At 60.2% G+C, this 18,800-nt stretch carries 20 protein-coding genes; 14 read left to right on the forward strand and 6 right to left on the reverse strand.

Going from position 1 to position 18,800, the window contains the following annotated elements; genetic code table 11:
• Window positions 1-63: 63 nt before the first annotated feature.
• Window positions 64-1,182, reverse strand: a complete 1,119-nt coding sequence (locus FP026_RS22370) for a Gfo/Idh/MocA family protein (protein WP_149636780.1) — start codon at window positions 1,180-1,182, stop codon at window positions 64-66.
• Window positions 1,183-1,414: 232 nt separating this feature from the next.
• On the opposite strand from FP026_RS22370, the gene FP026_RS22375 reads away from it, so the two are divergent.
• The 5 genes from FP026_RS22375 to iolB all read left to right on the forward strand — a co-directional run bounded on the left by FP026_RS22375 (window position 1,415) and on the right by iolB (window position 8,193).
• Window positions 1,415-2,287, forward strand: a complete 873-nt coding sequence (locus tag FP026_RS22375; RefSeq protein ID WP_149636781.1) for a MurR/RpiR family transcriptional regulator — start codon at window positions 1,415-1,417, stop codon at window positions 2,285-2,287.
• Between the two features lie 179 nt (window positions 2,288-2,466).
• Window positions 2,467-4,401: a bifunctional 5-dehydro-2-deoxygluconokinase/5-dehydro-2-deoxyphosphogluconate aldolase gene (locus FP026_RS22380; RefSeq protein WP_149636782.1), complete on the forward strand. Its 1,935-nt coding sequence runs from the start codon at window positions 2,467-2,469 to the stop codon at window positions 4,399-4,401.
• Window positions 4,402-4,489: 88 nt separating this feature from the next.
• On the forward strand, window positions 4,490-6,340 hold the full coding sequence (iolD, locus tag FP026_RS22385) for a 3D-(3,5/4)-trihydroxycyclohexane-1,2-dione acylhydrolase (decyclizing) (protein WP_149636783.1): 1,851 nt from the start codon (window positions 4,490-4,492) through the stop codon (window positions 6,338-6,340).
• A 65-nt stretch (window positions 6,341-6,405) separates the two neighbouring features.
• Window positions 6,406-7,323, forward strand: coding sequence for a myo-inosose-2 dehydratase (gene iolE, locus FP026_RS22390; protein WP_149636784.1), 918 nt, complete (start codon window positions 6,406-6,408; stop codon window positions 7,321-7,323).
• A 72-nt stretch (window positions 7,324-7,395) separates the two neighbouring features.
• Window positions 7,396-8,193 (forward strand): 5-deoxy-glucuronate isomerase, encoded by a 798-nt coding sequence (gene iolB / locus FP026_RS22395; protein WP_149636785.1) that lies wholly within the window; start codon window positions 7,396-7,398, stop codon window positions 8,191-8,193.
• 61 nt (window positions 8,194-8,254) lie between these two features.
• On the opposite strand, the gene FP026_RS22400 is transcribed toward iolB, so the two are convergent.
• Window positions 8,255-9,622 (reverse strand): MATE family efflux transporter, encoded by a 1,368-nt coding sequence (locus FP026_RS22400; protein ID WP_149636786.1) that lies wholly within the window; start codon window positions 9,620-9,622, stop codon window positions 8,255-8,257.
• 64 nt (window positions 9,623-9,686) lie between these two features.
• Window positions 9,687-10,124, reverse strand: coding sequence for a glyoxalase superfamily protein (locus FP026_RS22405; RefSeq protein WP_149636787.1), 438 nt, complete (start codon window positions 10,122-10,124; stop codon window positions 9,687-9,689).
• A gap of 309 nt (window positions 10,125-10,433) precedes the next feature.
• Here FP026_RS22405 and FP026_RS22410 point away from each other — a divergent pair, with 309 nt between their 5' ends.
• Window positions 10,434-10,832 carry a PilZ domain-containing protein gene (locus FP026_RS22410; protein WP_188112655.1) on the forward strand — a complete coding sequence of 133 codons (399 nt, stop codon included), beginning with the start codon at window positions 10,434-10,436 and terminating at the stop codon, window positions 10,830-10,832.
• 108 nt (window positions 10,833-10,940) lie between these two features.
• Here FP026_RS22410 and FP026_RS22415 read toward each other — a convergent pair whose 3' ends face one another.
• Window positions 10,941-11,849 carry an AraC family transcriptional regulator gene (locus tag FP026_RS22415; protein ID WP_149636789.1) on the reverse strand — a complete coding sequence of 303 codons (909 nt, stop codon included), beginning with the start codon at window positions 11,847-11,849 and terminating at the stop codon, window positions 10,941-10,943.
• 97 nt (window positions 11,850-11,946) lie between these two features.
• Between FP026_RS22415 and FP026_RS22420 the strand changes: the two genes are divergently transcribed.
• Window positions 11,947-12,699 carry an SDR family oxidoreductase gene (locus tag FP026_RS22420; RefSeq protein WP_149636790.1) on the forward strand — a complete coding sequence of 251 codons (753 nt, stop codon included), beginning with the start codon at window positions 11,947-11,949 and terminating at the stop codon, window positions 12,697-12,699.
• Between the two features lie 240 nt (window positions 12,700-12,939).
• Complete coding sequence (locus FP026_RS22425) at window positions 12,940-14,052, forward strand: pyridoxal phosphate-dependent aminotransferase (RefSeq protein ID WP_149636791.1); 1,113 nt, start codon at window positions 12,940-12,942, stop codon at window positions 14,050-14,052.
• Between the two features lie 134 nt (window positions 14,053-14,186).
• On the opposite strand, the gene FP026_RS22430 is transcribed toward FP026_RS22425, so the two are convergent.
• A complete protein-coding gene (locus tag FP026_RS22430; protein WP_149636792.1) occupies window positions 14,187-14,450 on the reverse strand; it encodes a sel1 repeat family protein in 264 nt (87 codons plus the stop codon).
• A gap of 469 nt (window positions 14,451-14,919) precedes the next feature.
• Between FP026_RS22430 and FP026_RS22435 the strand changes: the two genes are divergently transcribed.
• The 3 genes from FP026_RS22435 to FP026_RS22440 all read left to right on the forward strand — a co-directional run bounded on the left by FP026_RS22435 (window position 14,920) and on the right by FP026_RS22440 (window position 17,249).
• A complete protein-coding gene (locus FP026_RS22435; protein ID WP_149636793.1) occupies window positions 14,920-15,258 on the forward strand; it encodes a DUF2147 domain-containing protein in 339 nt (112 codons plus the stop codon).
• Window positions 15,259-15,461: 203 nt separating this feature from the next.
• Window positions 15,462-15,638 carry a hypothetical protein gene (locus FP026_RS30305; protein WP_188112656.1) on the forward strand — a complete coding sequence of 59 codons (177 nt, stop codon included), beginning with the start codon at window positions 15,462-15,464 and terminating at the stop codon, window positions 15,636-15,638.
• Between the two features lie 108 nt (window positions 15,639-15,746).
• Window positions 15,747-17,249: an AMP nucleosidase gene (locus FP026_RS22440; RefSeq protein WP_149636794.1), complete on the forward strand. Its 1,503-nt coding sequence runs from the start codon at window positions 15,747-15,749 to the stop codon at window positions 17,247-17,249.
• A 32-nt stretch (window positions 17,250-17,281) separates the two neighbouring features.
• Here FP026_RS22440 and FP026_RS22445 read toward each other — a convergent pair whose 3' ends face one another.
• Window positions 17,282-17,512 carry a hypothetical protein gene (locus FP026_RS22445; protein WP_149636795.1) on the reverse strand — a complete coding sequence of 77 codons (231 nt, stop codon included), beginning with the start codon at window positions 17,510-17,512 and terminating at the stop codon, window positions 17,282-17,284.
• Window positions 17,513-17,667: 155 nt separating this feature from the next.
• Here FP026_RS22445 and FP026_RS22450 point away from each other — a divergent pair, with 155 nt between their 5' ends.
• The 3 genes from FP026_RS22450 to FP026_RS22460 are packed head-to-tail and all read left to right on the forward strand — an operon-like array spanning window position 17,668 to window position 18,796.
• Complete coding sequence (locus tag FP026_RS22450) at window positions 17,668-18,027, forward strand: YciI family protein (protein ID WP_149636796.1); 360 nt, start codon at window positions 17,668-17,670, stop codon at window positions 18,025-18,027.
• Between the two features lie 10 nt (window positions 18,028-18,037).
• Window positions 18,038-18,400 carry a YciI family protein gene (locus FP026_RS22455; protein ID WP_149636797.1) on the forward strand — a complete coding sequence of 121 codons (363 nt, stop codon included), beginning with the start codon at window positions 18,038-18,040 and terminating at the stop codon, window positions 18,398-18,400.
• An 18-nt stretch (window positions 18,401-18,418) separates the two neighbouring features.
• Entirely contained in the window at window positions 18,419-18,796 is a 378-nt protein-coding gene (locus tag FP026_RS22460; RefSeq protein ID WP_149636798.1) for a YciI family protein, read from the forward strand.
• The last annotated feature ends 4 nt before the right edge of the window (window positions 18,797-18,800 follow it).

Below are 18,800 nucleotides of genomic sequence, written 5' to 3' on the forward strand. Positions count from 1 at the left end.
ATCTGCAAGCGTCAATCATGGCTGACCCTGCGCCCCGGATCGGGAGAAAATTAGGCCGAACGCTCAGCTCTCGATTTCCACCCAGCGCCGCTCGTGGAAGGATTGTGCCATGGCATGCACCGATTTCTCGATGCGCAGGCCATCCTTGAAAGCCACGACCGACGCAGGCTGGCCTGATATAGCGCGGATCAACTCGCGGCATTCGATGATCTTCAGATCGTTGAAACCGAGTCCATGGCCGGGTGCCGGGACGAAACGGTCGTAGGGCTTGTGGACGGGAGCGGCCAGCACCTTGCGGAAGCCCTGCTCGCTGTCCCTGCCCTCGGCCTGGTAGAGCTCGAATTCGTTCATGCGCTCCTGGTCATAGGAGATCGAGCCCTTGGAGCCGAAGATCTGCAGGGCGATCCGCCCCTTGCGGCCCCAGGCCGAGCGATTGGCCATCAGCACGACGGAAATGCCGCCGCCAAGCCGCATCAGCACATTGGCGAGATCGTGGTTTTCGACGGCGCGGCGGCCGCCATCCTTCAGCGGCCGTTCGGCATAGGGCTTCATCATATCGGTGATGACGGCCTCGACATGGCCGAAGAGGAACCAGAGCAGAGAAAGCGGATGCACGGCGAAATCATCGAGAGCGCCATAGCCGGAGGCAAGCTCGCTCTTCCAATAGAAGAGGCAGTTCGGATCCGCCATGAAGTCCTCATCCATCTCTACGCGGACATGGTTGACCACGCCGATCGCGCCCTCAGCAATCAGCGCCTTGATGTGCCGCATCACCGGGTTCTGGATATAATTGTAGCCGAGGATTGCGACCTTGCCGGAGGTCTTGGCCGTGGCCAGCATGTGCTCGGCATCGCCATAGGACGGCGCCATCGGCTTTTCGCACCAGACATGCTTGCCGGCTTCAAGCGCTGCGATCGCCATTTCCGGGTGGAACTGGTTGGGAGTCGTGACGGAGACGACATCGACGTCCGGGTCCGCGATGAGCTCGCGCCAGTCGGCCGTTGCCTTTTCGAAACCGAATTCATCACCTCGCGCCTTTGCCAGATCGGCATTGGCTTCGGCGAGATGCACCAGGCGCGGCCGCGCGACATCGCCGAACACGGTTTTCACTGCATTCCACGCCAGCGCATGGCATTTGCCCATATAGCCGGTCCCGATCAATCCAACGCCCAACGGCTTCATTTGGTCTTCCTCCTCAACCTGCTCCCGAAGTGGGAGGATTTTTGGAATATTTGGACCGTTTTGACAAGCGTACTCATCAGCCCGAAACTCTCGCCAAAGCATGATATTCATATTTATCTATTTAAAAGCAGTCGCTTAAAATATTTCGTGCTGAACGAATCAAAATCCGGTATCGTTGCAAATATGGAATATTTGTTTCATTGAGGGTGCTGGGGGAGCTTAAGGATGGCGCATGGACAATAATATCGAGACGCAGACGAGAGTTCCGCGCGACTTCGAAAGCCTGCGCAGCATCATTATAGAGCGCAAGAATGCCATGCCGAAGCGTCTCGCGCAGGTCGCCGCCTTTGCGCTTGGCAATCCCGATGAAATCGCCTTCGGCACAACGGCCAGCATTGCGGCCGCAGCCGAGGTTCAACCTTCCACTCTGGTGCGCCTGGCTCATCACCTCGGCTACGAGGGCTTCTCCGACCTGCAGAGCATCTTCCGGGAAAGGCTGCGCGATCGCACTTTAAGCTACGAAGAACGGCTGGTGACGCTGGAGCGCTCCGGTATTCAGGATGAGGACGCCGGCATTCTCTCCGGCTTTCTGTCCGCCGCAAGCCAATCCATCAACAAGCTCGCCGCAACCATCGAGACGGAGCGTTTCGCCAAGGCGGTGGATGTCCTTGCCGCAGCCGAGACGATCTATCTCATCGCCAAGCGCCGCTCCTATCCACTGACGGCACATATGACCTACGCCTTTTCCAAGCTGAACATACGCCACCAGATCGTCGCCTCGCCCAACGGCATCGACGGTGAGATTGCCCGCTTCGCCACCGAGAAGGACGCAGCGATCGCCGCGAGCTTTTCGCCATACGCCGCCGACAGTCTCGCGCAGGCGCAGGATCTTGCCTCGCGCAATGTGCCCGTCATCGCCATCACCGATTCGGCCTTTTCCCCGCTCACCGCGTGCTCAACCCATTGGTTCGAGGTCGCCGAGTCGGATTTTGCCGGCTTCCGCTCGCTATCGGCATCGATGGCGCTGATCATGGCCTTTCCGGTCGCCATTGCAGAACGCCGGCGAAAAGGCACAATAAAAGCAGACAAAACGAAAATGGAATAAATATTCCGAATTGACAAAATATCGGAACCAATGTTTCACTACGACCAGGATCACGGCCACGGGAGGTGGCCGCCCGATCGATCGCAACCGGGACGAAACGAACACCGGCACTTTTAATAACGCATGATCTCGGCGCAGGCTGTAGAGCGACAGAGGTCATGCCCCGACGGGAGGACATCATGGCACACGACAATCCTGGCGCTCAGCCGGAGACAAAACTCGATGTGATCACCATCGGCCGATCCTCCGTCGATCTTTATGGCCAGCAGATCGGCTCGAAGCTCGAGGACATTGCTTCCTTCGCCAAATCGGTTGGCGGCTGCCCGGCCAACATCGCCATCGGCACGGCGCGGCTCGGCCTGAAATCCGGCCTGATCACGCGTGTCGGCGACGAGCAGATGGGCCGCTTCATCCGCGAACAGGCGGCGCGCGAGGGTGTGGCCATCGACGGGATCGCGACGGACAAAGAGCGCCTGACGGCGCTGGTGCTGCTCGCGGTCGAGGCCGAGGGCGTCTCGCCGATGATCTTCTATCGGTCCGACTGCGCCGACATGGCGCTGAATGAAGACGATATCGACGAGAATTTCATCAAATCCTCAGGCGCGGTTCTGGTATCAGGCACGCATTTCTCCAAGCCCAATACCGAGGCGGCTCAACGCAAGGCGATCCGCATCGCCAAGGCTTACGGCCGCAAGGTGATCTTCGACATCGACTACCGGCCGAACCTCTGGGGCCTTGCCGGCCATGCCGAAGGTTTCGAGCGCTATGTGAAGTCGGATCGCGTGTCCTCGAAGCTGAGGGAGACGCTGCCGGATTGCGATCTGATTGTCGGCACGGAAGAGGAGATCATGATCGGCTCGGGCGTCGACAACGTGCTCGGCGCACTCAAGGAAATCCGCCGACTCTCTCCGGCGACCATCGTGCTCAAGCGCGGCGCCATGGGCTGCATCGTCTATGACGGCCCGATCGCCGACGATCTCGAGGCCGGCATCGTCGGCCAGGGCTTCCCGATCGAAGTGTTCAATGTCCTCGGCGCCGGCGATGCCTTCATGTCCGGCTTCCTGCGCGGCTATCTGCGTGGCGAACCGCTGAAGACCTGCGCCACCTGGGCGAATGCCTGCGGTGCCTTTGCCGTCTCCCGCCTGCTCTGCTCACCGGAATATCCAACCTGGACGGAACTCGATTTCTTCCTGAAGACGGGCAGCAAGCATAGGGCGCTGCGCAAGGACGAGGCGATCAACCACATTCATTGGGCCACGACCCGCCGCGGCGACGAAATCCCGTTGCTGATGGCGCTTGCCATCGATCATCGTTCGCAGCTCGTCAGTGTCTGCGATGAACTGGGCGTCGGCCATGACAGGATCGTCGCCTTCAAGCGGCTTGCCGTCGAAGCGGCGGCGCGGGTCGCCGCCGGACGATCCGGCTATGGCATGCTGATCGACGAACGCTTTGGGCGTGACGCTTTCTTCGATGCGGCAACGAAGGATTTCTCCTGGATCGGACGCCCCGTCGAGCTGCCGGGATCGAAACCGTTGAAATTCGAATTCAGCCAGGATATCGGCTCGCAGCTCGTCGAATGGCCGCTCAATCACTGCATCAAATGCCTGTGCTTCTATCATCCGGACGATCCGAAGGAGTTGAAGGCGGAGCAGCAGGAAAAACTGCGCACGCTGTTCGAAGCAGCACGCAAGGTCGGCCGGGAACTTCTTGTCGAGATTATCGCCGGCAAGAACGGGCCGCTGACCGACGACACCATTCCGACGGCAATGGAAGAGCTCTACGCGCTCGGCATCAAGCCGGACTGGTGGAAGCTGGAGCCGCAGGAATCGACCGCTGCCTGGAAAAAAATCGATGCCGTGATCGCCAAAAATGATCCATGGTGCCGTGGTATCGTGCTGCTTGGACTGGAGGCGCCGGCGGAGGAATTGATCCGAAGCTTCGAGGCGACGCTCGCCGCGCCCTCGGTCAAGGGTTTCGCCGTCGGGCGGACCATCTTCTCCGATGCAGCCCGTGCGTGGCTTTCGGGCGGCATGAATGACGAGGAAGCGATTGCCGACATGGCCGGCCGTTTCCGCCAACTGACGGATGCGTGGCTGAAAACCCGCTATCTGTGAAATCCTGGAGCAATTCCAGCAAAAGTGCATAGCGGTTTTGCGTCCGGATTTGCTTGAACAAAGAGATACGGCATTTGGGAGGCGCCCGATGGGCAAGACGATCCGATTGACGATGGCACAGGCCGTCGCGCATTTCCTCAAGAAGCAGATGACCATCATCGACGGGCAAAAGCAGCCGATCTTCGGCGGCGTCTGGGCGATCTTCGGTCATGGCAACGTCGCCGGCGTCGGCGAGGCGCTTTATCAGGTGCGCGAGGAGCTGCCGACCTTCCGCGCTCATAATGAGCAAGGCATGGCGCATGCCGCTATCGCCTACGCCAAGGCGAGCTTCCGTCAGCGTTTCATGGCCTGCACGACCTCCATCGGCCCCGGCGCGCTGAACATGGTCACGGCCGCCGGCGTAGCACACGTCAACCGCATTCCGGTCCTGTTCCTGCCCGGCGACGTCTTTGCCAACCGCGCACCCGATCCGGTACTGCAGCAGATCGAGGATTTCAGCGACGGCACGGTTTCTGCCAACGACGCCTTCCGCCCGGTTTCGCGCTATTTTGACCGTATCACCCGCCCCGAGCAGATCATCTCTGCACTGAAGCGCGCCATGCAGGTGCTGACCGATCCCCTAGATTGCGGTCCTGTGACGCTGTCGCTGTGCCAGGATGTGCAGGCCGAAGCCTTCGACTATCCGGAAAGCTTCTTCGAAGAACGCGTCTGGGCGCAGCGCCGCCCGCAGCCGGATGCCGACGAACTTGCCAACGCGATCGCGCTGATCCGCCGTTCGGAAAAGCCGGTCATTCTGGCCGGCGGCGGCGTGCTCTATTCGCAGGCGACAAAGGAACTCGCCGCTTTCGCCGAAGCCCACGGCATCCCTGTCGTCGTGACGCAGGCCGGCAAGTCGGCCATCGACGAGACGCATCCCTTAGCGCTGGGCTCGGTCGGCGTGACGGGCACATCGGCGGCCAATGCCATTGCCGAGGATACAGATCTGGTGATTGCCGTCGGCACCCGTTGCCAGGATTTCACCACCGGCTCCTGGGCGCTGTTCAAGAACGAAAAGCTGGCGATGATCGGCCTCAATGTCGCAGCCTATGATGCGCTCAAGCACAATAGTCACCCGCTGGTGACGGATGCGCGCGAGGGGTTGAAAGCGCTTTCCGCCGGCCTGACGGGCTGGCGCGCGCCGGCATCGCTGGCCGAGAAGGCGACGCAGGAAAAGAAGATTTGGATGGAAGCCGCCGCCAAGGCGATGGCGACGACGAATGCCGCCTTGCCTTCCGACGCCCAGGTCATTGGCGCCGTGACGCGCACGCTCAGCGGCGGGAACAGCATCCTCGTCTGCGCCGCTGGCGGCCTGCCCGGCGAGCTGCACAAGCTCTGGCCGGCGACAGTGCCCGGCAGCTACCACATGGAATACGGCTTCTCCTGCATGGGCTATGAAATTGCCGGCGGGCTCGGCGTCAAGATGGCGCGGCCGGACAAGGATGTGGTCGTCATGGTCGGCGACGGCTCCTATATGATGCTCAATTCCGAGCTGGCGACTTCCGTCATGCTCGGCCTGAAGATCACCGTCGTCCTGCTCGACAATCGCGGCTATGGCTGCATCAACCGCCTGCAGATGGCGACCGGCGGCGCGAACTTCAACAATCTGCTGAAGGACTCACGCTTCGAAGTAATGCCGGAGATCGACTTCCGGGCACATGCGGCCAGCATGGGCGCGATTGCCGTGAAGGTCGCTTCGATCGCCGAACTGGAACAAGCCATCGAAGCCTCGAAGAAGAACGATCGCAGCTCGGTCATCGTCATCGACACCGATCCGCTGATTACGACGGACGAAGGTGGCCACTGGTGGGATGTCGCCGTTCCCGAGGTCAGCCCGCGTGCCGAGGTCAACAAAGCCCGCGCCGCTTATGAACAAGCCCGCGCCTCCCAGCGCATCGGCTGATCGATTTCCGTCCTATTTCTGGAGGAGCTTTGGCTCCTCCAACAGTATTTTCAAGGAGACCATTGATGAAGGCCAAACTCGGCATGTCGCCCATCGCCTGGTGGAACGACGATCTTCCTGAGCTCAGCGACGACGTATCCCTCGAAGAATGCCTCCGCCAATCGCGCGGCGCGGGCTTCACCGGCATGGAACAGGGCCGGCGCTTTCCGAGCAATCCCGATGACATGCTGCCGATCCTGCGCGCCGCCGACGTAACGCTCTGCGGTGGCTGGTTTTCGGGCACGCTCGTCAATGAGGAGCTGGCGGCCAACAAGGACCGCATCGCGCCGATGATCGAGCTGTTCAAGGCCGTCAACGCGCCTTGCATCGTCTATGGCGAAGTCGGCCGCTCGATCCAGGGCGACCGTTCCAAGCCGCTCGCCACCAAGCCACGCCTTTCGGATGACGAAATGAAGGCCTATGCCCGCCGCGTCACCGAATTCGGCGAATGGTGCGCCGAACAAGGCATGCCGCTTTCCTACCACCATCACATGGCGGCCGTCGTCGAAACCGAGCCGGAACTCGACGCCTTCATGAGCAATTCCGGCGAAGGCATTCCACTGCTGCTCGACGCCGGCCATCTTGCCTTTGCCGGCGGCGACGTGCTGCGCGCCATCGACAACCATCATGCCCGCATCAACCATGTTCACGTCAAGGATATCCGCAAGTCCGTCGTCGATGGGCTGGACCGCAGCCGTCAGTCCTTCCTCGATGCCGTCGCGCTTGGTGCGTTCACGGTGCCGGGCGACGGTTCGCTCGATTTCGGCGCTATCGTCAAGCGTTTCGCCGACTACGGCTATGAAGGCTGGTTCGTTGTCGAGGCCGAACAGGATCCACGCAAGGCGCCGCCGCAGAAGATGGCCGAGATCGGCCATGCCGAGCTGATGCGCGTCATGACAGCGGCAGGCTACACGGTGGAAACCGAAGGCTTTCCCAAGGGATAGCTAGCGATGAGCGCCCCTCTCCTTCGTCGAAGGCTGGCGAGGGGCGCTCTTCCAAGCAATGGAGGAAGAACCATGCCCAATCTCAAGGTCAAACCTGATGGCTCCCATGGCCGCGTCACCCATGTCACGCCCGAAAGCGCCGGCTGGACCTATGTCGGCTTCGATCTCCACCGCCTGAAGCCCGGCGAAACCGCTTCGGCCGAGACCGGCGACCGTGAAGTCTGCCTCGTATGGGTCAGCGGCAAAGGAAGCGCCAAGGCGGGCACAAAGGATTTCGGCTCGCTCGGCGGCCGCATGAGCCCATTCGAGGGCGCGCCCCACGCGCTCTATATTCCCTCTGGATCGAGCTGGTCGGTGACTGCCGAGACGGATCTGGAACTTGCCGTCTGCTCGGCACCGGGCGGCGGCTCCTATGAAGCCCGCGCCATTCCGCCGGGCACGCATCCGGCGCTGACGCGCGGCAAGGGCACCAATGTCCGCCATGTCAACAACATCATGCCGGAGGACGATGGTGCTGCACATTCGTTGCTGGTGGTGGAAGTGATCACGCCGGGCGGACACACCTCGTCCTATCCGCCACACAAGCACGATCAGGACAATCTCCCGAACGAGAGCTTTCTGGAGGAAACCTACTACCACCGCCTTAACCCGCCGCAGGGCTTCGGCTTCCAGCGCGTCTATACGGACGATCGGTCGCTCGACGAAGTCATGGTGCTGGAGGATGGCGACGTGACGCTGGTGCCCAAGGGATATCATCCCTGCGCCGCCTGCCATGGCTATGATCTCTACTATCTCAACGTCATGGCTGGTCCGAAGCGCATCTGGAAATTCCACAATGCCGTCGAGCATGAATGGCTGCTCAAGTCCTAAATGACTGATGACATAGGCTCGTAACGAAAAGGTCGCGCCGGAAAGCGCGGCCTTTTCCATTTCACGCGGGCATCAGGCCATAGCGCCAGCCCCGATCCCTGGCATTGCGCGACAGCACCAGCCAGGTAAGCACGATCATCCCCGCCTCCGCGAAGATCGGCGTCATCCAGATACCCCGCTCGCCGAAGATGAGAGGCAACAGGAATGTCAGCGGCAGGGTGAACAGATAGGACCGTGACAGACCGAAGATCGCACCGCGTTTCGCATCTCCGATCGACTGGAAATAAGACGACAGGATGATCGCCTGGCCGAAGAGGAAATAGGCGCCGATCGTCCAGGGCAGGATGCGGCCGACTTCCTCGACGATCACGGGATCGGCCACGAAGATCGAGCCCAGATGTCCCGCCAGCAGCTCGACGATGAGCTCGACGGCGGCGCAGTAGACCAGAGCCGAGATCATGGCGATGACAACGCTATGGCCGACGCGCGCCGGAAGTGCGGCGCCGTGATTATGGCCGGATATGGTCTGCAGCGCGATGCTGAGGCCCAGAAGCGGCAGATAGGCGAAGGTCATCACGCGGGTGACGATCCCGTAGGCGCCGACGGTCGCGACATAATCTCCCTGGTGCCAGACCGACACGTTGAAGAGGATGGCGGCCGAACTCAGCGAAATGCCGATGAAGCCGAGGCTCATTGGTGCGCCGAAGGCAAAGATGCCCCGCCATTCGCGAACATGCAGTGCCATGTCGACCCAAAGCCCATTTGGCCGACGCAGGCGATAGATGATGACGATCATCAGGCAGATGAATTGCGCCAGGATCGAGCCGCCGGCGGAGCCGACCACGCCCCAATGAGCGACAGCCATCAACAACCAGTTTGCCAGGATATTGAGCAGTGTCGAGGCAAGCGTCACCAGCGTCATGAAGCCGAGCTTACCTTCGCAACGCAGGCCGTCGAGGTGCAGCGAGAGGAAGAAGCTGATCGGCGCGAAGGCGACCATGACGCCCATAAAAGCTTCAGCATTGCGGGCGACATCGGCGTTTCCCGCCGCAGCCGCGGCAATGAACTGCCGGCCTGCGAGCCAGTAGATGAGGTTGATTGCCACGATGACTGCGATCACCAGCGTATGGGCGCCGGTGAATACCGATCTCGCCCCAGCTCGATTTCCGGCACCAAGACGGCGGGCGAGAATGCTCGCCATGCCGTTTGAAACCAGCGTCTGCAGTGCTATCAGCAGCATGAGCGCTGGAAAGATGAGGCTGACGGCGGACAGCGCGTCGGCGCCGACGTAGACGCCGAGGAAATAGGCGTCGACGACGGCAAAGAGGCCGCTGACCGTGGTGATGACGATGATCGGCGCGGCTGTCTTGACAAAGACGCCAGGGAGCCAGCCGGTGAGGAACATATTGTTTTCGATAGTGTGCGTCATGGTGGTGTCCGGACGGAATCGCTCGCGGGCGGCGAAGATAGCGATCTGATGATGAAGGATGAAGTCAGACGTCGAGAACCAGGTGCGGCACACCGTTCGATGTCTTGCGCGGCGAAATGCCGTCGGCGTCGACCTGGGCGTTGATGCGCTGGCGGAATGCCGAGAAGCTCTCGAATTCCACCACATCGACCGGTTCGTCGAAGTGAATGGTGATCCTGTAGAGCCCGCCTGACTTCGCCGACATCGCCAGAACCTTGCCAGTGAAGGGTTGGTTCAGATAGCGCCCGCGCACGGCGGAGCCGACATCGAAGGGCGCATCCGGCCCGTCATTCGATTTCGTGGCGAGCGCCGATAGCGTGTTCCAATCGCGCAGCCCATGTTGCTTCGCAACGAGTTCCAGCGCCATGCTGTGGCTCATGTCGTCGCCGCGTTCGGCCATGGCCTGACGCAGACGCCGGGCCTGAGCCTTCAATTCATCTATGGACGGATAAGTCGTCGTCATAGGATCAGCCTTTGCTAAGGCACGCAATTACGACTGTGAAACGGAGCTCGCATTACCGTCAGTCAGCATGCCCTAAATGGCTGTGACCAAAACTGCGAAGACTTCACCTTGGATTTTCATCCGCGAGCGGCAGGCGCCTCGAACCGTCAATTCGTATGATCGAAGCTGGTTTTGCTGTCAAGATGCGTTCAAATCGGGACAAAAGACCGAGCCGTTAAAATTCTACCGATGGAATTGACGCTTCCGCAAAATCTCCGTGCAAGGTTCGTGGAGTAACCGAGATGAATTCGGTCTGTTCTTCAACAGGGAATGACAATGCTTCGCGCAACTCATCTGGCGAAAGTCAAATCCGAAGTCTATGAACGAAGCTGGGAACGGTTTTATGTCCAGAGGCCGGCGCGTCTCGTGGCGGTCCGTCCCTGTCTGACCGGCATTTCCATGCGCAGCGCTGAAATCACTGACATCTCGCGCGGCGGCGCCAGCTTTACCGTCGCCACGACCGTCGGCCTGCCGAGCCACTACTACCTGAACATTCTCGGTCTCGCCTACCGCATTGCCTGCGCCGAGGTCAGCCGCAACGAAAACCGCGTCCACGTCCGCTTCATCAACCTGATCGAACCGGAAACGCTGCGCCGCGTCGTGCGCGCCGATTTCATGATCGGCAATGCAGAGGCGCTAGCTGCGCGCGGCAGAAGGCGATCGGTATAATTTGGTGAGATCTGGGAACGCAGCCGGCGGCTGTGTTTGCCTTGAGCCGCCATTCCAATATTAGCCTGGCGGGATCGTCTCTCGGTTCTAGTTGATGACCTCACGTCCTCAATCGCTTCTTAGGCTCCTGCGGGCATATCGAGCGGGCGGCGTGCCTGCGTATCGCGCAAAGGCGACGCTAAAAGTACTTGCTGATCCGTAGCCTACGCGTTCGGCCACTTGATCCATGCCCAATTCGCGGCTGCGCAATAGCTGCTTTGCAAGAGCCATGCGCCAAGCTAATAGATATTCCATTGGCGGTAGGCCAACGGCGCGGCTGAAACGCGCAAAGAAAGCCGATCGGGACAGGGCCGCTTCGGCTGCAAGATCCGCCACAGTCCAAGGATGGGCAGGACGCGCATGCATCGCGTGAAGTGCTGCAGCCAGGCGTTCATCGGCAAGGCCGCGGCTCAAGCTCGACGTGACCGTTGCTTCCGTGCCGGATCGCAATGCCTCGATCAACAACACTTCCAGCAGCCGTTCCAGCACGAGTTCGCGCGCCGGCCGCCGCTCACGTGTTTCGTCGCCGACTAATTGCATCAGCGTAGCGAGTCGGGGCTCATTGCGAACGATAACCACATCAGGCAAGAGGGAAACGAGCAAGGCCGCATCCGGCGCGCCGAAGCTGCAATGCCCAATGCGCATGCGCAGATCGGGCGGCCCTTCAAGGCGGCCGACACGGAAATGGCCACCACTCAACTGCGTCGGAACCATGGCGGACAGATCGGCCGGTGCGTCGAGGCTCTCGTTGACAAGGTCGCGCATGGCGGGCACGAGCACGAAATCACCGGCCCGGAGGATGAAAGGCTGATGTCCTCCAAACGTTACGCGGCAATGCCCCTCAAGGATTGCGCAATAGAATGGTTCGCCTGTGGCCTCCCGATGAATTCGCCAGGAGCCGGCGCATTCCACCAGCTTCGAAAAGCGCGCGGCCGGCTGCAGCAGTGTGACGATTTCGGCAAGAGGATCGACTGTCATAATCAGGACTGTTGCTAAAGAAATGGAGACTGCAGCGTATATAAAGTCTCTTGTTCGGTCACTACCATGGCATCATTCCTTTTGTTTGGAGAAGCTCATGTCCACAATATTGATCACTGGTTGCTCGTCTGGCTTCGGCCTACAGACTGCGAAACTGTTTTTTGAACGTGGATGGGATGTGATCGCGACAATGCGCACACCCAAACCTGAGCTACTACCGGTTTCCGAACGCATGCGTATTCTCGCGCTCGACGTGACCGATCCAGCAAGCATCACAGAGGCTGTAAAGGGTGCCGGTCCGATAGACGTATTGGTCAACAATGCCGGTTTCGGAGCGCCCTCACCAATCGAGCTGACTGCGCCGGAGACGGTGCAGTCGCTATTCCAGACAAATACGATCGGCACATTGGCGATGGTTCAGGCCATATTGCCCCAGATGCGGCAACGCCGGGCCGGAGTCATCGTCAACGTCACCTCCACGGTTACGGTCAAGACGTTGCCGGTGGTTGGGATTTACCGGGCGAGCAAGGCAGCGGTGAACGCCTTCACCGAATCCTTGTCGGTGGAGCTGGAGCCGTTTGGTGTCCGGGTGCATATTGTCTTGCCAGGCCGTTCGCCGGAAACCCGTTTTGGGGAGAACGCGCGTCCACATTTGCGTGGTTTGGACGATCCGGATTATGCGCCACTGATCCAGCGATTTGTAAGGGCGGTGCAGGACGACAGCGGTCCCGTGACCCATGCGCCGGACGTAGCGGAGGCGGTCTGGCGGGCTGCGACCGATCCATCTGCCCCTCTACGAATTCCGGGCGGTGCAGATGCCGAGCTCTGGATGGCCGAAGCAGGTTTGTAGCCGCAACGGTGGTAGCCGAAAGGGCGCTGCCGTTCCGACCCTATATACATTAAGGGGAATGCGCTATCGTCAGGTGAAGCGCATTTCCTCGGCTTTTATGGACTATCGAACAGGTGGTCCTTCATCAGCTGCGATGACTGCAAGTGGCGCGATCCGACGAATACCTCACCGCTCTTGCAACCACCCGCCAAGCGCCTATTCTGCGGCGCCCAGCAACTGAATTCGGGAAACAAAGCCAGCATGTCCGCCTTCTTGCGCTTCACGCCGCTGATCAGCACCCTTCCCTCTACCGTCCCCTTCGTCGGCCCCGAAGCGCTGGAGCGTCAGCGTGGGTCGATAGTAAAAGCCCGCATCGGCGCCAATGAAAGCGGCTTTGGGCCGGCGCCCTCCGTCATCGCTGCCATGCGCGAACGGGCAGGCGACATCTGGATGTACAACGATCCGGAAAACTTCGAACTGAAACAGGCGCTTGCGGCACATCTCGGCGTTCAATCCGCCAATATCGCCGTCGGCGAAGGCATCGACAGTCTGCTCGGCCTCATCGCCCGCATGGTCATCGAACCGGGAACGCCCGTTGTCACCTCGCTCGGTGGCTATCCCACCTTCAATTTCCATGTCGCCGGCTTCGGCGGGCGCCTGGTTACCGTGCCTTACGTCAATGATCGCGAGGATCTCGATGGATTGCTCGAAGCCGTCAGCCAAGAGAATGCGCCGCTCGTCTATTTCGCCAATCCCGACAATCCGATGGGAAGCTGGTGGGAGGCCGACAGAATCGTCGCGTTTGCCCGCGCGCTGCCGGAAAACTGCCTGCTGATCCTCGACGAGGCCTATAGCGAGACCGGGCCTGCCAGCTCGCTTCCTGATATCTCTGATCTGATCGACCAGCCGAATGTCTTGCGCACCCGCACCTTCTCCAAGGCCTATGGGCTGGCCGGTGCCCGCGTCGGCTATGCCATCGGCGCGCCGGAGACGGTGCTGACTTTCGATAAGATCCGCAACCATTTCGGCATGAACAGGCTCGCAACCGTGGCGGCTCTGGCCGCGCTGAAAGACCAGGCCTATCTCGCAGAAGTGGTCGGCAAGATCCGCGCGGCGTGTGAGGACATTGGTGCGATCGCCCGCGACAACGGACTGCTGCCTCTCGCCTCCGCCACCAACTTCGTCGCTATCGATTGCGGCCGCGACGGCACCTATGCGCGCGCGATCGTCGACGGGCTGATCCAGCATAGCGTCTTCATCCGCATGCCGGGCGTGGCGCCGCTCAACCGCTGCATACGTGTCAGCGTCGGCCCCAAACAGGATCTCGATCTCTTGGCCGAGGCATTGCCGAAGGTGTTGAAGGCGATTGGCTAAGCTCTAAACGACGAAACCGCGCCTGCCTTGTTCCGGCCGGTCGCGGTTTTCATCATTTCGGCGTTCGCCTCCCGTCGACCGCCGACGCCCCTCCTTCGAGATCGGTCAGTACGTCGTATCGTTTGCGGCACGCCTCAGTGCGTGGTCATCCACTCGCGGGCGGCGCGCAGCGCTGCTGCGAGCTGCATCTTGGTCAAGGTCGCGGCGACGTCGGCGCGAAGCTCGGCGGCGCGCTCGCTGCCACGGATGGCGGCGATATTCAACCATTTGTGGGCGGCAACCAGGTCTGCGGCGCAGCCCCTGCCGGTCGCGTAGTTCACGCCCAGTTCGCAAAGGGCATCGGCGCTGTTACCACCCATCATGGCATTTCCAGACATGGTCGTTTCGAAGCGTGCCATCGGTACTATCCCTGTTTTACTTCTGTTCGTATCTGCCCTGTTTTCCGTTCCGAACCTTGCCGTCGTTCGCGGCTTTCCGGTTCTTCCGGCCGGCGGGTTTGCCCCGCTCGTTTGATGGCTTCACTATCGCAGACGGCTTTCAAAAAACGCCTAAAATGCATGATTAATTCGATGCAAACAAAGTGCAAATGCTTGGTAAATTTGGGATTTTGTTAAACATCGCTTCCCTTGCAAATTAAGGATTTTCGGGCGGGCTTAACCTTCCGTTAGGATTTGGATTTAAACCCTTCCTTCACCACAAAATGAGCGCAGTTCAATCCGATGGCTTGTTTTGATGACGCATTGATAGCCGGCGACACAGGAGACTGCGTGCTGAAAACCGTGTTTACCTTTACGTTCGCGTTAGATAATCTCGCCACGTTTCCGGCCATGGAGCCGGATGGCGCCTTAGGGGAGGAATAATAACACCATGATCCGTGCCACCATTCTTGCTGCCGCACTGCTGCTGAGCGCAAGTGCGGCGCTCGCCGAAGAGCCGATCGTCGGCAACTGGAAAACAGTCGAGGGCGATACCGCGGCCATTGTGCCCTGCTCGGACAGCTATTGCGTGACGCTGAAGACCGGGAAATATGCCGGCAAGCAAATCGGCAAGATGCAGGGCAAGGGCGACAGCTATACGGGCGAGCTTACCGACCCTTCCGAAAACAAGACCTATAGCGGCTCCGGCACCGTGAGCGGCAATAGCGTCAAGATGAGGGGCTGCGTGCTCAAGATATTCTGCAAGTCGCAGACCTGGACGAGGTTGTAAAAAGGCGACTTCCTATCCAGGAAACACGATCGGCCTGCCCGCCACGGTCGGCAGGCCTGCTCTTATTTCCCCGCGGACACACGCAGGCGACCATTCGAGATTGGTAATATTTCTGAACGCCGGATGAACCGGTATCTCAGCACCTGTTCAGCCTGACCATGGCAAAACAGTGTCCAGTATAGGGCACGGGTAGGGCCAAGGACATGGACTCGATCATCATAGCACGGCGTTTCGTCATCATCATGCTGTTTGCCGCCATCTTTGCATTCAGCTTCTCGGTTGCGGTCGACCACGCAGGCCGCAGCGGCGCGCAATCGCATTTCGGGGCAAGCTTCACCTGCGTAGAGACCGGCACGCCTTATTGCACGACGGTGCAATGACGAACTGCCTGCGCAACGACCCTGCGCAGGCTGCAAAATAGCTGCGAGAATCCGGGCCACCTCTTGCAACGTCGTTTGCTTGTAATCAACGACACTCTATAATGGCTCATGAGCAACAGAATCTCTCCTTTTTCACCCCTCGACATCTCCTCTCCCAGCCCGTTCCAGCCGCGGACCTTCGATGATCCGGGCAAAGCCGTCGAAGCGTTGACGGAGCTTTACGAGCGCAATACGGCGTTCCTGATCGACAATTTCACCATGCTCGCCAAGGGCGCGCCGATCACCGCGCGCTACCGGGCCTTCTATCCGCAGGTCAGCATCGAGACGACCAGCTTCGGCCATGTCGACTCGCGCCTCTCCTACGGCCATGTCACGGCGCCCGGCGTCTACACGACAACGATCACGCGCCCACAGCTCTTCAAGCATTATCTCAAGGAGCAGCTGACGCTCCTGATGCGCAGCCATAATGTGCCGGTGGTCGTATCGGAATCGAATACGCCCATTCCGATCCATTTCGCCTTCGGCGAAGGTGCTCATGTCGAAGCATCCGCCACTATTTTCGAAGATATTCCGCTGCGCGATCTCTTCGACACGCCCGATCTGAATACGACCGATGACGAGATCGCCAACGGCGAATATATCCCGCCGCCGGGCGAGCCCTCGCCGCTTGCGCCGTTTACCGCGCAGCGCATCGACTACTCTCTGGCCCGCCTCGTCCACTATACGGCGACCAGCGCGGCGCATTTCCAGAATTTCGTGCTGTTCACGAATTATCAGTTCTATATCGACGAATTCTGCAAATGGGCGCGCGACCTGATGGCAAGCGGCGGCGATGGTTATACCGAGTTCGTCGAACCGGGAAACATCATCACCAAGGCTGGTTCCGGCCAGCCGGAGGGCGATGCGATCGCGCCGCGGCTGCCGCAAATGCCGGCCTACCATCTGAAGAAGAAGGGCCATGCCGGCATCACCATGATCAATATCGGCGTCGGCCCCTCCAACGCCAAGACGATCACCGACCACGTTGCCGTGCTGCGCCCGCATGCCTGGCTGATGCTCGGCCATTGCGCGGGCTTGCGCAATAGCCAGCGGCTCGGCGACTATGTGCTCGCCCATGCCTATATGCGCGAGGATCACGTTCTCGACGACGACCTGCCGGTCTGGGTGCCGATCCCGGCGCTTGCCGAAGTGCAGGTGGCGCTGGAAGCCGCAGTTGCCGAGATCACCGGCTACGAGGGCTTCGAACTGAAGCGCATCATGCGCACCGGCACCGTCGGCACCATCGACAACCGCAACTGGGAACTGCGCGATCAGGCCGGCCCCGTCAAGCGGCTGTCCCAGGCCCGCGCAGTCGCGCTCGATATGGAATCGGCAACGATCGCCGCCAACGGCTTCCGCTTCCGCGTTCCCTACGGCACGCTGCTGTGCGTTTCGGACAAGCCGCTGCATGGCGAATTGAAGCTGCCGGGCATGGCGACCGCCTTCTACCGCACCCAGGTCAACCAGCATCTGCAGATCGGCATCCGCGCCATCCAGAAGCTGGCCGCCATGCCGCCGGAAGCGCTGCATTCGCGCAAGCTGCGCAGCTTCTTCGAAACGGCGTTTCAGTAAGCCATGAACCAGCAGGCAATGGGGCTTTCGCCCTATCGCTTATCTGCTGACACTGACTGCACCTGATAAGCGGCCGCGACTTGCGGCCGTTCGCCGTTTGGCGAGGCCAACAAATTCAGACCAAGAATCATCACGGCAAAAATGGCAAATCCGATCATCGTGCGAAGGACGACTTCGCCGGGATTTGACATTTGCAGTATGTCTTTTTCCGACAGCGTCTTCCTGTGCCATTGGTAGATGAGTGCTGCTTCCAGATTGTACATGTCCGTTTCTCCTTTTGAGATGACGGAACTGGTCGAGCGGCGATTGCCTTTTTCGACAGGGCCTAAAATTTTTGTCATGCTGCGGATGGGGATGTCGATTTGCTCGCGAGCCGCTCGTCTATGGCTGTCAGCAAATCGAGAGAGGAGACGCTGTGATGAAATATCTCTGCCAAGTCTGGTTCGATGGCACGAGGCTCGACCTCATGAGCAAGGAGGAAAAGCACAAGCTCGATGCGGATTCGCTCGGCTATGACCGCGATCTGATGGCGAGCGGCCACATGATCCATGCCGAGGCGCTGCAATCGCCAAGCTCGGCGGTGACGGTGCGGGTCCGCAATGGCGAGACATCGGTGACCGATGGTCCCTTCATCGAAACCAAGGAATATCTCGGCGGCTTCATCCTGATCGAGGCGAAAGACCTGAACGATGCGATCCGCGTCGCCGCCGGCATCCCGCTCGCCAAGCTCGGCAGCATAGAGGTGCGGCCGATCTATTCCTTCGGCCCGGACGTTTGAGGAGGTTACCATGAAATTTCTTTGCCAGGTCTGGTTCGAGACCTCTGAGATCGCCAAGCTTTCCGAAGAGGAAGGCCGGAAGCTGACGCAGGATTCGATCGACAACGACAACCGGCTGCGCCAGAGCGGCCATCTCCTCGTTGCCAATGCCTTGCGCGAGCCAGAGACCGCCAGGACGGTTCGGGTGCGCAAGGGTGATGCGGTCGTCACGGACGGCCCTTTCGCCGAGATCAAGGAGCATCTCGGCGGTTTCGTGCTGATCGAAGCGCGGGACATGGAGGAAGCGACCGAAATCGCCGCCACTTTCCCCGTCGCCCGCTACGGCATGATCGAGGTTCGCGCCGCCTTCGACATCCACTTTCCGGACGAATAGCTGCGGAGGAAAAAGGACATGCGGTTTCTATGCCAGATCTACACATCCGTCGACGTCGACGGAAGGCTGACGCCGAACGAAATGAACCATCTGATCGGCGAGCATTTCGTCTTTGACGAGGGCCTGCGGCGGGACGGCACGCTGATCGTTTCGGATGCGCTGGAGCTCCGAAACAAATCGATCGTCATCCGCCCCAACGGCGACACGTTTTCTATCACGGACGGGCCGTTCGTGGAGACGAAGGAATATCTGGCCGGGTTCTATCTCATCGATGCCCCCGATCTGGATAGCGCAACGGATATTGCCAAGCGCATTCCCTCGGCGCGCTACGGCGCCATCGAGATTCGTCCGGTGCGCATCTTGACCCTTCGGGGAGATCTGGCGGAGGAAGGCTGATGCC

The organism is Martinezella tropici (assembly GCF_008370325.1).
GTDB classification, from domain to species: Bacteria; Pseudomonadota; Alphaproteobacteria; order Rhizobiales; family Rhizobiaceae; genus Rhizobium; species Rhizobium tropici_B.

Bases quoted from the DNA above. Each gene is read 5' to 3' on its own strand.
- FP026_RS22460 (WP_149636798.1), top strand. From the start codon at position 18,419: ATGCGGTTTCTATGCCAGATCTACACATCCGTCGACGTCGACGGAAGG.
- FP026_RS22380 (WP_149636782.1), top strand. From the start codon at position 2,467: ATGGCACACGACAATCCTGGCGCTCAGCCGGAGACAAAACTCGATGTG.
- iolD (WP_149636783.1), top strand. From the start codon at position 4,490: ATGGGCAAGACGATCCGATTGACGATGGCACAGGCCGTCGCGCATTTC.
- FP026_RS22375 (WP_149636781.1), top strand. From the start codon at position 1,415: ATGGACAATAATATCGAGACGCAGACGAGAGTTCCGCGCGACTTCGAA.
- FP026_RS22405 (WP_149636787.1), bottom strand. From the start codon at position 10,124: ATGACGACGACTTATCCGTCCATAGATGAATTGAAGGCTCAGGCCCGG.
- FP026_RS22450 (WP_149636796.1), top strand. From the start codon at position 17,668: ATGAAATATCTCTGCCAAGTCTGGTTCGATGGCACGAGGCTCGACCTC.
- FP026_RS22455 (WP_149636797.1), top strand. From the start codon at position 18,038: ATGAAATTTCTTTGCCAGGTCTGGTTCGAGACCTCTGAGATCGCCAAG.
- FP026_RS22445 (WP_149636795.1), bottom strand. From the start codon at position 17,512: ATGTACAATCTGGAAGCAGCACTCATCTACCAATGGCACAGGAAGACG.
- FP026_RS22415 (WP_149636789.1), bottom strand. From the start codon at position 11,849: ATGACAGTCGATCCTCTTGCCGAAATCGTCACACTGCTGCAGCCGGCC.
- FP026_RS22410 (WP_188112655.1), top strand. From the start codon at position 10,434: ATGACAATGCTTCGCGCAACTCATCTGGCGAAAGTCAAATCCGAAGTC.
- FP026_RS22420 (WP_149636790.1), top strand. From the start codon at position 11,947: ATGTCCACAATATTGATCACTGGTTGCTCGTCTGGCTTCGGCCTACAG.
- FP026_RS22440 (WP_149636794.1), top strand. From the start codon at position 15,747: ATGAGCAACAGAATCTCTCCTTTTTCACCCCTCGACATCTCCTCTCCC.
- FP026_RS22425 (WP_149636791.1), top strand. From the start codon at position 12,940: ATGTCCGCCTTCTTGCGCTTCACGCCGCTGATCAGCACCCTTCCCTCT.
- iolB (WP_149636785.1), top strand. From the start codon at position 7,396: ATGCCCAATCTCAAGGTCAAACCTGATGGCTCCCATGGCCGCGTCACC.
- FP026_RS22430 (WP_149636792.1), bottom strand. From the start codon at position 14,450: ATGGCACGCTTCGAAACGACCATGTCTGGAAATGCCATGATGGGTGGT.
- iolE (WP_149636784.1), top strand. From the start codon at position 6,406: ATGAAGGCCAAACTCGGCATGTCGCCCATCGCCTGGTGGAACGACGAT.
- FP026_RS22400 (WP_149636786.1), bottom strand. From the start codon at position 9,622: ATGACGCACACTATCGAAAACAATATGTTCCTCACCGGCTGGCTCCCT.
- FP026_RS30305 (WP_188112656.1), top strand. From the start codon at position 15,462: ATGGACTCGATCATCATAGCACGGCGTTTCGTCATCATCATGCTGTTT.
- FP026_RS22435 (WP_149636793.1), top strand. From the start codon at position 14,920: ATGATCCGTGCCACCATTCTTGCTGCCGCACTGCTGCTGAGCGCAAGT.
- FP026_RS22370 (WP_149636780.1), bottom strand. From the start codon at position 1,182: ATGAAGCCGTTGGGCGTTGGATTGATCGGGACCGGCTATATGGGCAAA.